Annotated in this window: 16 protein-coding genes; 7 read left to right on the top strand and 9 right to left on the bottom strand. The window is 40.6% G+C overall.

What is annotated here, in order from left to right; genetic code table 11:
* Positions 1–22 precede the first annotated feature (22 nt).
* Positions 23–835 (bottom strand): HEPN domain-containing protein, encoded by an 813-nt coding sequence (locus tag K1X76_08640; protein ID MBX7149142.1) that lies wholly within the window; start codon positions 833–835, stop codon positions 23–25.
* A 242-nt stretch (positions 836–1077) separates the two neighbouring features.
* Between K1X76_08640 and lexA the strand changes: the two genes are divergently transcribed.
* The 3 genes from lexA to K1X76_08625 are packed head-to-tail and all read left to right on the top strand — an operon-like array spanning position 1078 to position 3312.
* Entirely contained in the window at positions 1078–1707 is a 630-nt protein-coding gene (gene lexA / locus K1X76_08635) for a transcriptional repressor LexA (GenBank protein ID MBX7149141.1), read from the top strand.
* A 46-nt stretch (positions 1708–1753) separates the two neighbouring features.
* Entirely contained in the window at positions 1754–2665 is a 912-nt protein-coding gene (locus K1X76_08630) for a nucleotidyltransferase (GenBank protein MBX7149140.1), read from the top strand.
* On the top strand, positions 2662–3312 hold the full coding sequence (locus K1X76_08625) for a hypothetical protein (protein ID MBX7149139.1): 651 nt from the start codon (positions 2662–2664) through the stop codon (positions 3310–3312). The genes K1X76_08630 and K1X76_08625 overlap by 4 nt, the downstream gene beginning before the upstream one ends.
* Before the next feature lie 394 nt (positions 3313–3706).
* Here K1X76_08625 and K1X76_08620 read toward each other — a convergent pair whose 3' ends face one another.
* On the bottom strand, positions 3707–4810 hold the full coding sequence (locus K1X76_08620) for a hypothetical protein (protein ID MBX7149138.1): 1104 nt from the start codon (positions 4808–4810) through the stop codon (positions 3707–3709).
* A 180-nt stretch (positions 4811–4990) separates the two neighbouring features.
* Here K1X76_08620 and K1X76_08615 point away from each other — a divergent pair, with 180 nt between their 5' ends.
* Together K1X76_08615 and K1X76_08610 are read left to right on the top strand one after the other, a co-directional pair.
* Entirely contained in the window at positions 4991–5608 is a 618-nt protein-coding gene (locus K1X76_08615) for a glutathione S-transferase family protein (GenBank protein MBX7149137.1), read from the top strand.
* 41 nt (positions 5609–5649) lie between these two features.
* Complete coding sequence (locus K1X76_08610; GenBank protein MBX7149136.1) at positions 5650–6312, top strand: site-specific DNA-methyltransferase; 663 nt, start codon at positions 5650–5652, stop codon at positions 6310–6312.
* Between the two features lies 1 nt (position 6313).
* On the opposite strand, the gene K1X76_08605 is transcribed toward K1X76_08610, so the two are convergent.
* The gene (locus K1X76_08605; protein ID MBX7149135.1) at positions 6314–6820 is read right to left on the bottom strand and encodes a hypothetical protein; all 507 of its coding nucleotides are present in this window, start codon (positions 6818–6820) and stop codon (positions 6314–6316) included.
* 43 nt (positions 6821–6863) lie between these two features.
* On the bottom strand, positions 6864–7319 hold the full coding sequence (gene smpB, locus K1X76_08600) for an SsrA-binding protein SmpB (protein ID MBX7149134.1): 456 nt from the start codon (positions 7317–7319) through the stop codon (positions 6864–6866).
* A gap of 27 nt (positions 7320–7346) precedes the next feature.
* Between smpB and K1X76_08595 the strand changes: the two genes are divergently transcribed.
* Positions 7347–8093 carry a cyclase family protein gene (locus K1X76_08595; GenBank protein MBX7149133.1) on the top strand — a complete coding sequence of 249 codons (747 nt, stop codon included), beginning with the start codon at positions 7347–7349 and terminating at the stop codon, positions 8091–8093.
* On the opposite strand, the gene K1X76_08590 is transcribed toward K1X76_08595, so the two are convergent.
* The 5 genes from K1X76_08590 to K1X76_08570 form a co-directional block, all read right to left on the bottom strand.
* A complete protein-coding gene (locus tag K1X76_08590; protein MBX7149132.1) occupies positions 8090–10096 on the bottom strand; it encodes a hypothetical protein in 2007 nt (668 codons plus the stop codon). The genes K1X76_08595 and K1X76_08590 overlap by 4 nt on opposite strands.
* A complete protein-coding gene (locus K1X76_08585) occupies positions 10071–10871 on the bottom strand; it encodes a DUF3142 domain-containing protein (GenBank protein ID MBX7149131.1) in 801 nt (266 codons plus the stop codon). Before K1X76_08585 ends, K1X76_08590 begins: the two co-directional genes overlap by 26 nt.
* Before the next feature lie 6 nt (positions 10872–10877).
* Positions 10878–11183, bottom strand: a complete 306-nt coding sequence (locus K1X76_08580) for a DUF962 domain-containing protein (GenBank protein MBX7149130.1) — start codon at positions 11181–11183, stop codon at positions 10878–10880.
* Positions 11184–11213: 30 nt separating this feature from the next.
* Positions 11214–12560: a deoxyribodipyrimidine photo-lyase gene (phrB, locus tag K1X76_08575; protein ID MBX7149129.1), complete on the bottom strand. Its 1347-nt coding sequence runs from the start codon at positions 12558–12560 to the stop codon at positions 11214–11216.
* 153 nt (positions 12561–12713) lie between these two features.
* Positions 12714–14303, bottom strand: a complete 1590-nt coding sequence (locus K1X76_08570; GenBank protein MBX7149128.1) for a hypothetical protein — start codon at positions 14301–14303, stop codon at positions 12714–12716.
* A gap of 456 nt (positions 14304–14759) precedes the next feature.
* Here K1X76_08570 and K1X76_08565 point away from each other — a divergent pair.
* Positions 14760–15678: TIGR01212 family radical SAM protein (locus K1X76_08565; GenBank protein ID MBX7149127.1), on the top strand; the 919-nt coding region annotated here is incomplete at its 3' end.

Raw genomic sequence — 15678 nt, 5'->3', positions numbered from 1 at the left:
ATGAATTAAACAATCAATGTTTTCAAATTTGTGCAGGAACTAAATCTCCTGCATTTGGTTTCTGACCTTTATGCGAGACATGGTTTACTATCCCCGGAGCCCGCACAAATTCGTGCATCTGTTCTGCTGTTTTCCACATGGCTTCGCAAGTCTTCTCATTTGCTCTAAATTCACCATCAAGATACCGAGCCGTGCCTCTTGAATCCGTTAGATGATTGAGCAGCTTACTAAAATTCTCGCAGACGTTTCCCAACCTCGTATGGTTGTTTATGTGATTCCCTATATGTTTGTGATTTTTGGATTTTAAAACAGTTGGCAACGGCATTCTCAACAGCCAGGATTTGGAAGTAAGTTCCACAGCAGAAAATAAATTCTCATAAAATGATCTGAACCGTTTGTTTAATAGACAATCGTGGGCTACCAACAAAAATTCATGCGCCGCTTCTAGATGTGCTTTTACTTTTTCCGAATTGTAATGAAAATTGAAAGAGATGACCCATCTTCGCTTATGTAACATCATGGTAATATGGGCAGCATTGGGATCACTGTCAGTTAGACTTATTTTTTCAATAGCATCAAAGTCACTCAAATAAACATTGTCATCAGGTGTAACGTTACGAGTTACCCGAACTACCATCGTGGCTTTGATTTCATCATTGAGTCGAACGATTGGAGCCTGTCCTACGTTCATTACAATTTGAGCCATTAAAAGTTTAAAGCCATGGGGTAGTCGATTCTCTTTTGTTCTTCGCTCAATTTCCGGGTTTATCCACAGAGAAAAAACCTGTTTACAAAGTCTTTTGCCGATTTCATCATTCATCGTTTCTTGTTCCATAAAATTTTATCAATCCTTCCAATAATATTTATATCCAGGAGGAGCCGGCGGCTTCGGTGGACGCGGGGCTTTTGGCAACTTGGCTAATTTATGGGGCTTGGGTAAGCGAGGCAATTTCGGGATTTTTGGTTTAGCGAAGATGCCGTTGGGGTCTTTTCTTAATTTCCAAGTCATTTCCTTCTCCTTTTTAGTCTTAATCAAATCTTGACTTGAATACATCCACGAGTATACAGTTTGGATTCATGAAGTCAAGAATTGAAAAAGTGTTGACTGCTAAAGAGTTGGAGTTGCTTCGACACCTTAGAAATTCGATTGTCCATCAAGGTGATTCTCCCTCCGTAAGGGATCTGCAGGACCTGATGAAGTATCAATCACCACGATCAGTAACCAAGTTGCTGGATCATCTGCAGTCTAAGGGTATCGTGAAAAGAAGAGCTGACAAAAAGCTTATCATCATCAAAGACCCTGAAAGTCATACTCAAAACGCATCTACTGTAGACGTTCCATTGATTGGCCGAGTGGCTTGTGGGGTACCCCTTCTTGCAGAACAAAATATAGAAGCGATGATTCCAGTATCAACCCAATTGGCCCGGTCACCTCATACATATTTTTTGTTAAGGGCACATGGGGATTCCATGAATGCTGCGGGTATCAATAATGGTGACATTGTCCTCATCAAGCAAACAGATTGCGCTAAGAACGGAGAAATTGTGGTTGCTCTGATTGATTCCGAGGCCACCATAAAAAAGTTCAGAAAAAACGAGAACGCAATTTTCTTAGAGCCACAATCTACGGATCCAATCCACAAGCCGATTATTCTGCATAGTGATTTTCGGATTCAAGGTATTGTTGTTACTTCATTGGGGGACTAAATGTTTCTTGCACCATTAATGGTGTCTTCAAAATGGAGAAGAAAGTATGGGACTAAGGGAAGAGCTGGTGAAAACTTACGAATTGGAAAATCTACTGATTAGCTGGGCTGAACCGCCTTCTGCCACGGAAGACCAACGCTGTACAAATGCTGTCCAAGTCATCAAAAATGCAATCGATGACTATGAGCCATTCAAATACAAAAGTATCGAGGTTTTTGCACAAGGTTCCTATCGGAACGGTACGAATGTGAAAGCTGAAAGTGACGTTGATGTTTGCGTGCGGTGCATGGATGTATTTTTTGCCAATTACCCACAAGGCATGGGTGATAATGATTTCGGCAATAGCCCAGCAACATATCGATATTCAGAATTTAAAAACGATGTAGACAGAGCACTTCGACAGTACCTAGGTACAAATGTTGTGAATCGTGGCAATAAAGCCTTTGATTTGCATGCAAACTCATATCGCATTGACGCTGATGTTGTCCCGGCGTTTGAACATCGCCGATACGACAATTTTGGAAATTATATTTCAGGAACAGAGATTCATCCGGACAATGGTGTAAAGATTATAAACTGGCCCCACCAAAATTATGAAAACGGTGTAAATAAAAATAAGGCAACAGGATTTCGTTTCAAAAAATTAGTCCGCATATTGAAAAATGTGCGACACAACATGGAAGCCAATGGCATGGCGGCAGCAAAGCCAATACCATCATATTTAATTGAATGTTTAGTCTGGAATGTGCCCAATGACAGGTTTGGGAATGAATCCTATACCGATGATTTAAAAAATATTCTTTTGCATCTTTACAGCTGTACAAAAGATGACGCCCAATGTTCTGAATGGGGCGAGATCAATGAACTAAAATATTTGTTTCGTTGGCAGCAACCATGGACAAGGCAGCAAGCCCATGAGTTTGTCGTGGCTGTCTGGGCCTATTTAGGACTTCAATGAAAACCATAAATATAAAAGCGTTTGTCTGGGTAGGGCTGATTGTCTCCGTCATTGCTTGGCTTATATTGGGTCGGCTTAATGGCTTAGATTTCAATCAGGTGGCTGATTTCATCAAACCAGTACCGACTATCGTCACAATCGATTTATTTCTATTTTGGATCTTTTCAAAATGGATGTGGTGTTGGAAGATTTTTCAAGGTTGGCTCATTAAATTCCCCGATTTGAATGGAACATGGTCGGGACATATACAAACGACTTGGCAGGATGAAAAAGGAAACGTGCCGGGCCCGATCCCGGTGATGCTGACCATTCAACAATCATTTACCAAGCTCAGTTGTGTCATGAGAACAGCAGAGATGACAAGTCACAGCTTTCTGGAAGGGTTTCAGATCAACCCAGATAGACAAATTAAACAGGTATCCTATTCGTATTTAAGCAAGCCCTCTGCTACAGTACGTCAAAGAAGTGAACCGCATTACGGTACTATGGTTTTGGATATCTGTGGAAATTCTACGAGAAAACTTTCTGGCGAATACTGGACCGATAGGAAAACAACCGGAAAAGTCACCTTAAATTTTGTCAGTAGAGAACTACGTGATGATTTGGATCAGACGATGTTACACCATCCTGTAAGTGGCAAGCAGTAACCCTTCCCGAAACAGTTCCCCAAACCCTTTCGGCAACCCTTTGCCAAACTATTTGCCGCCCGCCACATAGAGATAGGGTTCTATTCACATACGGTGAGAAATGGGCCACGCAAAAGCATCCCCAAACGCCCATAAATCAAGCAAAAGAGGCATTAGGCTCAAGTGATTCTCAATTTTAATGGGATTACAAAGCGGGAAAAGGCCAAAACGCCTAAGCCGCCATACTTTCAAGCTCTTCCGCCCAAGAGTAGACGGTATCCTGAAATTGGTTCCAACTTTTACACAGCAGGTCCACATTCAACGTAAAACCCCAAATTTAAAATACCCAAAATTTGAATAAAAAAATCTGTAAGGCGCGTCTAGAAACTTAGAAATTGTGTGTCGTTAGTCAGTTTTATATTCCTTTATTTTTGTCCCATTCTTCTAAATTGTCTAGTGCATATCTTACAAATCCAGCGGGTAAAACATAATCAGCACCTTCGGTATAGCGTGTTTGTACTTTTTCGTTTGCTAACAAATGTTCCAAAACAGGCCTTACATCACTTGATTGCCCGGGGCCTGCTGTTACAAAATTAGAAAGTTCCGTTGTATAAGTGCTTATGGCAATCACAAAATTGCGCCCCTGTCTTTTCAAAAGAGAGGCTTCTAAGCGGTTCACTAATTCTTTGTTTACTTGACCTTGTTGATCATAGAACCCTGCTTTTAAAATGGTATCAAATAGAGATATGAGATCGTTGTCGCTTAGATCAGGTTTTTCGAGTGCGGTAAGATATAAATCGAGTTGATCCTGGTCTAAATTATTTTCGGCATAATATTCAACTTCGTTCATGCAGCTGTAAGATCCGTGTGGCGATCTTTGATTAAAGTATTGTGTTAATTCATCGAGGCGATCTTGTTTTGATTTAGATAAAATCCCAAAGTGCGACATGTGGCTGCGACTCAGTCTTACAAATTCTTTATGATTAGGATCTGAGGAGCAATCATGAATAAAAGAATCCTTTACGTCTTCATTTGTGTTGCTGAAGTAAGCAAAAATCCTTTTTGGATTATCTTCCGATCCTTTTAACGAATCGATGGCGTGGCGCAATTCGTGCCCGGCAATATTGATAAATGTGGCGATGCTGGTTGTCTCGGATTGTTTACGCTGTATGAAAAAATCGGGAGATATCACAATGGTGTTATTAACAGGGTTATAATATCCACTGGCATCAGCCATCATGCGTTGTTGTAGCTGTTTAATGGGAAGAACTCTAATTTTTAAAGGTGGCCGGTTACCTATACCATGCGCCAAGGCCTGGCCTAATGCGGGGCCATCGGAATAAATATTTTGCGTGCCCAAATAAAAATTAAAAACATCCTGAAGGGCTTCAAATTGTGTATCCGTTAGCTGAGCCGCTTGCTCAATAAGCTCAAACTGATTTTCTCCCACACGCACATATCGCGAAGCTGTCTCGTGAGGAGGGAGAGTTTCTTTACTATGAATTTTCAGTTCCGACATAACGAGTGCCCACCTTTATTATCGGCATTTTGGGAGTATAAGTTGCTTATAGCAAATAAAAGTACTTTTTATAAGTATTTGAAATATAAGTGTTTTTATGTCTAAGCGTGGTATCAACAAACCCATTTCTTTGACTTTTGCCCGGGAGCTCTTTATGAATGTTCATCACCAGGAGGCTCTATGTATCGTCTATACGGTTTTAACACCCCCAATGTAAAAAAAGTGCTGTATGTTTTAAGTGAACTTAATGTTCCCTACGAATTTGAAAAAGTGGATTTGGCCAAGGGGGAACAAAAGGGTAAGTACGCTTCTAAACTCCCTGCCGGAAAAGTTCCGGTGTTGCAGCATGATGATGAGCTCCTGTTTGAATCGGCCACCATTTGTCGCTATTTGGCGAGTGTTGAAAACTCTCCTTTGTATCCTGCCGATAAATTGAAGCGGGCGCGCGTTGAACAATGGATGGATTACTTTACCAATCACTTGGGCCGCTGGCTGACAACCCTGTTTTTTGAATATGGCATCAAGTCCTTTTTAAATTTGGGAGCCCCCGACGATAAAGCGTGCGAAGAAGCCAATAAGTTTATTGCCATGCAGGCAAAAACTGTGGATGATCACTTGGCTAAAAATAAATTTTTAACGGGCAATAATTTGAGCATTGCCGATTTATTTGCCTATGCTTATGTAGAAACGGCTCCTATTGCTAAGGTAGATCTTTCTCTTTATCCCCATTTAAAAAGATGGGCGGGCGAAATTGCGCAATTACCCTCTGTAAAAAAAATAAACGCACAAAATATATAAAGCTTTGTTAAAAATTTTGCATGAGCATGAGATGACAAGGAATGAATGATATAAAAAGCGAGACAAGCAGGGTGGTGCATAATACCGATGCTATCGCCTGGCTTAAAGAGCAAGGTGTTATGCCAGGGTGCTCGTTTATAGCTTCTATTCCCGATATCTCCGAGTTTTCTCAATTTTCGTTAGATCAATGGAAAAACTGGCTTAAAGAAGCGGTTCGTGTGGTGCTCAATTCTTGCCCCGACGACGGACTGGCTCTTTTTTTTCAAACCGATATCAAGTATGAAGGTACCTGGGTAGATAAAAGCTTTTTGTGTCAGGAAGCAGCTGGGGAAAGCGGGCATCAACTTCTTGCTCATAAAATTATCTGTCGCACTCCGGTAAATAGCACTACGTTTAGTCGTCCGGCTTTTTCTCACCTTTTATGCTTTTCAAAAAATATTCGTTTTCCTGTAAGCCCATCTTTGCCGGATGTGATTAATGGCGGAAAAAAAGTATGGATACGCGGGATGGGAGTTGAAGCTTGTAAATTGGCATGTGATCTTATTCTTCGTTTTACAGAAACCAAAACAGTGGTGCATCCTTTTTGCGGATTAGGGACGATGCTGGCGGTAGCCAATGATATGGGGCTTAATGCCATTGGTATTGAATTAAGCCGCAAGAGAGCCGAGCGCGCTCAAAAGTTAAGCGTGCACGATATTAAATAGACTATTCTACCAATTTTAAACTAGGTTTTTTACGCGGGGTTGGCGTTTCGTTAGATCCTGCTAATTCGCCTTCTCCTTTAACTACGGTAAAGGCAGGACGAGGGGCGTTTTTGTCGTTTTCAATTGCTGTGAGTGCTTCAGGGGCTTTTGCTTTAATGGCACTACCGGCAGCATACAATGTAAATTCACCGGGTAAATCTTCTGGGAAAAAAACAACCTCACCGCCATTTTCAAGGGTTACGGCAAAAAGAGCATCAAAAGGAAGCTCACAAAAAAAACGGCGGCCTCCAAAACTTAAACTGGCTTCAATTTTGTCGTCGGTAATTTTAAAGTCGGGAATTTCAAAAGCGTAATTAAATTTAAGGCAAAGCTGTGGGTTAGCTAAATGAGCATCGGGTACTTTTACCCCTGTTTTTCGGGAATCTAAAAACACCATCACCGTGCCTTTTTCCATAAGGCGCTCAAAATGTTGTTTTTTATCTTTGCGTGGAGCTTGAATAATGTTCATAGAAAGCGGGTCATATTATGCCATAGAACGGTAATTTTAACATTCATTTTTGCCTGTTTTTAAGGGCTCTTCTAATTTCGCGATCCGACTCACGTTTTTGAATGGTATCACGCTTGTCTACCGTGTTTTTAGCTTTGGCAACACCCAAATCTACCTTAATTTTTCCTTCTTTTAAATACAGTTTTAGTGGAATGAGTGTAAGTCCTTTTTCGGATACCTGACCAATCAGTTTTTGAATTTCACGCTTATGCAACAATAATTTACGGGGGCGCAGAGGTTCGTGGTTAGTATACACGGCTTGTTTGTAGGGGTTAACATGTGCTTGAAGTAAAAAAATTTCCCCATTTCTAATAGAACCATAGGCATCGCCTAAATTCACCTCGCCATTTTTGATAGATTTTACTTCGCTGCCCGTGAGTACTAAGCCGGCCTCAAAATTTTCTAAAATTTGGTAGTTAAAACGCGCTTTGCGGTTTTCGGTAATAATCTTGATCGACATGGGTTTTTGAGTATAGTGGAGGGACTCATGAAATCAATTTATTTCCTGTTTTTTGTTTTATGGATAAACCCTGCCTGGGCCGGACAAACTCTTATAGATTTAACTCATCCTTTTAATGAAAAAACCATTTATTGGCCCACCAATAAGGGGTTTACCCTGCATAAGGTGTATGCAGGTAGTAGCGCCCGCGGTTATTTTTATGCGGGGAATACATATGATGCGCCCGAGCATGGTGGCACCCATATGGATGCGCCCTATCATTTTAATGAACATGGATGGACGGTTGAAAAAATTCCGGTAGAACACTTAACCGGCGAGGCTTGTGTGATCAAAGTGTTTGAAAAAAATGAAATCGCCGCTCAAGATATTACTGATTGGGAAAAGTTAAACGGGCCGCTTATGCCAGATTGTATTGTTTTGTTTTATACAGGCTGGGATAAAAAATGGAGTGATAAAAAGGCTTATATGGGAAGTGATAAGGCAGGAGATACCGAGCATCTTTCTTTTCCAGGTCTTTCTAAAGAAGCAGCCCAGTATCTTGCTAGTAAAAAAATAAAAGGGGTTGGGCTTGATACGGCAAGTTTAGATCCAGGCATGTCTCACGAGTTTTGGGCCCATCGTATTTTATTAGGCGCCAATATTTATGGGCTTGAAAATTTAACAGGTTTAGAAAAGTTACCTGCTCGAGGAGTTAAGCTTATTGTGGCGCCCATGAAAATTGAAGGCGGTACTGGTGCTCCTGTGCGGGTTTTAGCATGGATAAAAGATGATTAGTGTTTCAGTTTTTTTCCCGCTATCCGGATAATTTGAGCCTGTTCACTATTTTCCAAAAAATTTTGCCACAAGCTAGCCGACCAATTGGCATAATCAATCAAGTGACGATAAGTTTTATCGGCTTCCTTAACCACCGTTTTAAATTCAGCATCGTCAGGCGAGGCTTGCTTAAGCCAGGTGGTATAGGCCTTCAGTGCTAAATAAAGTTCGCTGGAATACAAGAGATGGTTTTTTATTTTTTCCTTTTCTTCCTGGGCACTCCAAGGAAAAGGGGAGGGATCAGAGGTATTTTCCAACTCACTATAACGAGAACTTAAGGCAATGTACCATTCTCTGTCTTCGGGGTAAAAAAGCATTTTATCATTTTCTACCAAATAACGAGCCCATTTAAGTAAGCCTGGGGGAGATTTATCGGCTTCCAATGTTTTGGCCTTATCCCAATCGGCTTGTTCCCATTGTCCTTTAGCACTTAAATGGATGGCTTTAGTGAGGAGGGCTTCTTGCCCCATAGTACTTCCCGCATTTATTTTAATGATCTCGTCTAACTCTTGATCGTTGGCTAACACACGTACCAAGTATTTTGCCGAATCGGCATCCAGGCCATCATTTAAAACAGCGTTTACAAGTTTTCCATTTTTAAGATCAATACGGGCTTTAAGGCGCCCAATAAGAGGAAGATCGTGTTCGTCCTGAGTTTCTATGACCTTTAGTTGTTTTTCGGCTTTCTCCCACTCCCCCACTTTTAAAAGATTGATTGCCTTAAGCAAGCCCCATAACCCATTTTTATTGTCGTTTTGTGGAAAAGCACGGGGCAGGGCGGAGAGTGGTTCTTCGGCAAGTTTGGCGAGTAAGCGTTGCTCCATATTAAGGCCCCACGGTTGATTTAAATTTTGTTCGGCTATCTCCCAGGTCTTGCTCCATTCCTCGGCAGTAAAGTGGGTAAAAGGAACAAAGCTCGATAAAAGTTGGGCATCTATACGAGGGTCGTTTATAGGAGGTGGTATATGACCTTGGTAAATAAGAAAACGCATTTCTCCCAACACACGAGGCAAATGATGCGGGTAAATATCCAGCAAGATATCCCACGATTTTTGTATATCTCCTTTAAGATAATAGAGATGAACAAGGGACAGCTTGGCTAAAACAGCCAAAGGATGAGCGGGGTATTTTTCAATCCATTGTGTATGTTGGTTTTCTAGAGTTTGCCAGGTTTTAGCTGTTACTTGATTTTGAATTTCATCCCGATATCCATCCGGAATTTGGGTTTTCATGGCGTTTTTCAAGGCTGTAAATTCCAAAGAGGCTAACCTTGGTGTGCTGGGGTATTTTTGAATGAGGTTTAAAGCGGCATCAGGGCCAGCAAGTCTTATTTCTTGGGCATTTTTTAACAGATCTGGAATGAGCGCTGTTTTAAAACCAAACCAGGTTTTTATAGTACTCCAACAGCGACTCACCCATCCATAAGGCACAGCGGGCAGTGTATGGTTTATAAAATAAGCTTTTAAAACATCGGGATCAGTATTAGTAAGGGCGCTTTTTAAATCAACATACTCCACCAGTTGTTTTAATTCTTCTTTATTTTCATTGGCTTTTACAAGGGGCAGGCTGATGATTTTTTCAATTTGGGCTTTAGCTTCTATTTCGGCTTGGTCAAAATTTTCACTATCAATCAGTTTTTTAAACGGAGTCAGTGTTATCTCTTCTTTGGCTAGCGGGGCTTCATCCATGGTTTCCCAGTATGTGCGGTACAGGTTGACCCATAAATCATAAAATGAAACCGGAGAGCCTTTGTAAAAAGGGTATAAAAAAACGTATTCTTTACGGGTACTATATGAAAAGTAATCGGGTGCAATAATGAGGGTGTCACTCAAATAGTTATTTAGAGGTAGTAAGGGAGAATCAATTACTTCGTAGGCAGATCCTCCACAGGGATAAGTTTTAAGAGGGGAAATGAGGCATGCAATAAGAAAAAAAGTGCTAAAGAGCTTTGTAATTTTTTCCATAAAAAATCTCTAAAAGTTGGGTCCATGGATGGGCGCTTGGAAAAACCCAAACGCCGCAAAACAGGGGACTGGTTTTAAAAAAATGAATTTTTGAAAACCAAAAAGAATGCATGGTTTTCTTGTTATGTGGCTCAATTCTTTCAAAAGCGCCTAGCCCAATACGGTAAGGAATATGGGCTTTTTCGGCCCAATCGAGTACATTTTGTGCATCTACATCTTCGCCGGTATCAAACAATTGCAAAATATGCCCTGCCACTTTATTTTTAAAGAGTTCGCCATACTGAGGTTCTTTTATGTGGGAAGCTAAGCTTGTAATCCAGAGAGTTTTCTTTTTTAAGAGATCCTCTTTTAAAAAGGACAAGAGATCGCTCCATTTTTTAAGAAGAGCTATAGGGCAATCGTAATCAAGTTGGATTTCAGAAATGGTGTGAAGATGATTTAAAATAAATGATAGAGCATCAGCCAATTTGTGATTGAGTTCATCCTGAGAAAAATTTTTAAAGGCGCCATGCAGCGAATTATCCAAACGGATTACAACTGTTTGTGACGTTGAAACGATAGAGGGTGAGAGAGAAAGTTGAGGGGTGATTTTACCATTCTTGTAAAATAAAGTACCGGCCCATATTGTGGGGATGAGGTGTGGAACTTTTTTTTGACTTTCCACATAAATATCCCGGTCTTTTAAAGTCCAGATCCATTGCCCCATAGGCATGGCGTAGAGAAGCCCTCCCCAGAGGGTAAATATAAAAATAAAAACCGTAAAAATGGTTTTCATAATAAGTTAAATTTTAACTTTTCCTATCAAGATATCTTTATACATCACCCAATCACTCATAAGGCTATAGAAGGGGTATTTAAAAGTAGCGGGTTTGTTTTTTTCATAAAAAAAATGGCCAATCCAGGCGGGGCCATAACCTAAAACAAACAATATTGGAAAAAATTTCCACTGACCCGTGATAATGATGAGAGTAAGCCCCAGTAAAACAAGAGAAGAACCAAAAAAATGCCAGCGCCGGCAAATTTTGTTTTTATGCTCGCACAAATAAAAACGATAAAATTCGCTAAAATTGTTTAGGTTTTGAGACATAATTCATCATTCAATTTTTGACAGGACCGGTCAAGAATATTTCTTAAAAAGCTGTATGGTTTTTTCGCGGGCTATGGCGTGGTCTACAATGGGGCTTGGGCTTAGCGCAGGGCTGTACTTATTAATAAAACTATTTTGAGGATCAAACCGGCTGGCCTGCGTATTGGGGTTAAAAATTCTAAAATAGGGTGCCGCATCGGTACCGGTAGAGGCCGCCCACTGCCAGCCTCCGTTGTTACTGGCAAAATCTCCGTCTATTAAATGCTCCATAAAAAATTTTTCGCCCCAATGCCAATCTACATGTAAATCTTTTACTAAAAACATCGACACAATCATACGCAAACGATTATGCATCCAGCCAGTTTGCAACAGTTGATTGATGGCCGCATCTACAATAGGAAAGCCGGTTTTGCCTTCGCACCAGGCTTTAAATTTGGCTTTATTATTTTCCCAGGGAATTTTTTGCGTAGCAAGTTTAAAGGGTTTATTTTGGCATACACGGGGAAATCCGCAAACAATATGCCGGTAAAAATCACGCCAAATGAGTTCGTTAATCCATGTTTTAACACCGGCATGCTGTGTTCCTCTTTTTTCGGCCGTTATAAAACATGTTTTGGCCGAAATAGTTCCCACGGCAAGAAAAGGAGAAATTTTGCTTGTGCCGTCATTAGCCGGAAAGTCTCTATTATTTTGATAGTTGGTTATGAGCTTATCACAAAAATTATTTAACATTTTGTGGGCTTCTTTTTCACCGGCTGGCCACAGTTTTTGAATATCTTCATTAATGAGAAAATCATCCAAGGTTTTGGGAACAGAGCTTGGTTTTATAGAGTTAAGATTTTGTTTTTTAGGAACAGGATATTCTGCCATTGGCCTAAAACCTTCCAGTTTTTTGTACCATTCATTTTTAAAGGGTGTGAATACGGTGTAAAAATCTCCCTTTTGAGTTTTAATAGTTGTAGGTGGTAAAATAGTTTGGTCGTGAAAACGGCGCGTTTCTATTTTGTTTTGATGTAAAAGTTCTTGCACGTCTTTATCGCGTTCTCGTTCGTTAATTTCGTATTCATGATTCCAAAAAACGGACGTAATTTTATGCTTAAAACATAGTTCCAAAATAAGTTTTGGAATATTTTTAAAAAGAGGCGTGGTTATAATAAGTAAGGGTATATTGAGTTTTTGAAGATTTTCCTGAAGGGATTGTAAATTTCTTAAAACAAAATAGGTTTTGTTAGATCCCCAGTTGTGCTTTTGCCATTGTCTGGGTGTGATAAAAAAAACAGCAGTAACATTTTGAGGACGTTGCTCACACGCTTTATAAAGTGCCGGGTTATCGAGTGTGCGTAAATCGTTTCTTAACCAAACAAGATGGTGCGTCATGTGGGTTCAGTAACCGAATTACAAATCGACTTCAAGTTTTTATACCGAAAAAAACTCGGCCCCTCAGCGTTGCAGTCCCGTTGTTAAGGATGGGGCCAAAAATTTAGATTGTTTTTTTTCGGCATGAAACTCGGGAGCTTGCTCCCGAGAATTTCATAAGCCTGTTTGAATTAAATAGGCACCAGCAACGGCTTCATCAGAGAGTTGAACACTTAAGCTTCCACCAAGCGTTTCAACATCGTCGGCTGTGATGTAAACATAGGTTACGGAAGTGCCAGCCATTGTACTTTGCAATCCTGAATTACCTAAAGTGTACATGGCGGGTCCATTTAATGTGGTACCACGATTGTCGTCTTGTGAATCTCTTAAGTTAATACCATCAAAATTAAATCTATTGTCTTCAGATAAGCTGGTATTGCTCATAAATACTGCCAAACCATATTGCCCCAATAAATCAGCAAAGCGTTCGCTGGCTTGTGAGGTGGTGCCATAGGCCGCATTTACAATGTTGTTTACCCCGCGTAATCCTGAATTGAGCATTGTACTTATAAATTCTGTACCGCTACTCACTCCCGACAAATTGCCTTTATCGGCTTGTTCATACAAATATTTGAGGAATAAATACATGCCGCCACGTTGGGCGAGTGACGAACCGCAGGTAATGCAAATGCTATCGGTTTGTTCCAAATATGTTTCTACACGGGCAGGGTTTTCTAAACTAGGCTCTTCAAAATTGTAGGGAAGATCTTCGGCTAAGTGTGACAGCCCTTCGTTAACAGCTGAAATTTCGGTAGAGCTATCGTTTACATAATAGTGCATGTTAAAATTGATCATGTGTTGGTACTCATGCAAAAACACGCTGGGTAAAATATTGGTTTTGGTAAAACTTTTAGAAATGGCGGTTCCGTAATGGCCGCTAGGATCGGGAACTAAGGTGTAAAAAACTTCAATGTCACGGTCAATTACATCGGCAGCGTAGAAGAAGCCGGTAATAATGCCACCTTGTGAAGCGCCCAATGAGTTAACCTGATTTGTCATCAAGATATAAAAATGATCGTTGTTGTCTTCATCCGATTCGCTTCCAAATAGCGAGCGTTCGTCGGCGATATGAGAATCAAATTCTTCTACGAGGGTTTCTACTTCGTCTGTTGTTAAAGATCCTAAATCGTCTGTGTCCATATAACAATAAACGTTATTGGTTTTGGCAACTAGTTCAGCTTCTACCGTGGTAAAGGAAGAGCCCGATGAGAGTGAGCTTAACACCTCAAAATCTTTTATATTGCCAATTGGTTCTTCTACAGCGCGGGTAATGCCAGCGCTGCGTGTTTGAGCATTGTTGTCTTCGTTGGGAGGAAGGAGGCTTTCTTGATCTCGCAACCAACCGTGAAAATCTTCGGTCATGTTTTCATTGTTATCTTGGCTGCGGGTTATAATTTGTTCCAAGGCATCAGGGCCTGATAAACTGTTGGCAATTTCAAAGGCACTGCTGGAGCCGCTATCATCATAAGAATACATGGCTAAAACATATTCGGCTGTTGGGGAGGAGTCGGGGAAGGTGATGGAACCAGTGTTGTTACTATCTAATGTTACTTGAGTTACGGCGCCACCTTCTAAATTGGCACCCGAATAGGATCCTCCACCGGAACTACTAGATCCTCCACCGGCAGCCCCTCCACAGGCAGATAATACAAAAAGACTGGTGATAGTTAGGATGGTTGGGGTTATTTTTTTGATCAATTGCATGCCTTTGCTCCTCAAGGGACTTCAGTTGTAAGGCCTTAATGAGCAAGGGCTGTGCCAAGATCATTTTTAATAAAAAATGTTATTTTTCATATATTTATAGTTTTTTAGAAAATAGTAGAATATATTTATAGGGTAATTATTTACCCCATAAAAAAGGAGGGTGATCTAAAATACCAGGGTAAATTAGGTAAAAAACTGATGTAAAATTGACCCATATTATTTAAGTCATGAAAAGTAGGTGTTTTTTTTATGTGTTGGGAAACAAGGGGGTATAAAATAAGTTATTGAGATAGGTTATTTTCAAAATGAAAATCTTTTTAAGAACTGTCCCTTTTTGCCTAGTACTTGTTAAACACATGACAACACAGTTGTCATGTGTTGTTACAAGTACTGGTACCCACTTACAGTGGGTGCTAGTACTTGTAAAAGCATGTCATTCTCGTTAGAGCTGTCTTAATGATGCGTTACCATGCTTTCCACGAGTATATAAAAAAGAAATACGGTCATCGTATTGATCGCATTACTGTTAATGCGGGCATGACATGCCCTAATATAGATGGAACTAAAGCGCGGGGTGGTTGTACCTTTTGTTCGGATGCTTCTTATGAAGGGCTCACCATTAAGGAAGACATTCCCTCCATTGCTCAACAAATTAAAAAAGGACGGGATTATTTAAAAAGTCGTTATCCATCTACTCGCTTTTATGTGTATTTCCAAAATGGCACCAATACTTATGCGTCCATCCCCAAGCTTAAAGACTATTATACAGCGGCTTTAAGATACCCCGAAGTTGTTGGCATTATGATTTCTACCCGGCCCGATTGCATGACGGATGACATTGTTACTTTGCTCCAAGAATTTAACGCTCAAACCGACGTGTGGGTAGAGCTGGGTATGCCGTCGCACCGCGAAGATGTTAACCGCCGATTAAATCGCGCCCATACTAATGATGATTTTGCGCAGGCGGTAAAAAAGCTACATGCGGCCGGCATTAAAACTTGTGCCCATGTGATTATGGGTTTGCCGGGTGAAACCTTTGAAGATTCTAAAGAAAAAGCGTTGTTTATGAATAATTTTCCAATTGATGCCATTAAAATTCACAACATGGTGGTGTTTAAAGATACAGCGCTCGAAAAAATTTATGCTTCGGGCCATTATCAGCCATTAGATTTACAGGAATATACACAAATAGCGGTGGATTTTTTGGAGCATTTAAGGCCTGATATCGTGATTCAACGTTTGGTGGCGCATGGGCCGCGGCGGTTAACGGTAGCGCCGGAGTGGTCGGTGAATAAGTGGAATGCTTTAAATGCTATTCATGCGGAGTTGGAACGCTTGGATACTTGGCAGGGGAAGAAGATTGGGGCGGGGCGGG

The sequence above is a fragment of the bacterium genome, from assembly GCA_019695305.1.
Taxonomy (GTDB): domain Bacteria; phylum UBA10199; class UBA10199; order UBA10199; family JAIBAG01; genus JAIBAG01.
The sequence above is the reverse complement of the archived record's forward strand: the minus strand, read 5'-3'. Positions and strand labels throughout refer to the sequence as shown.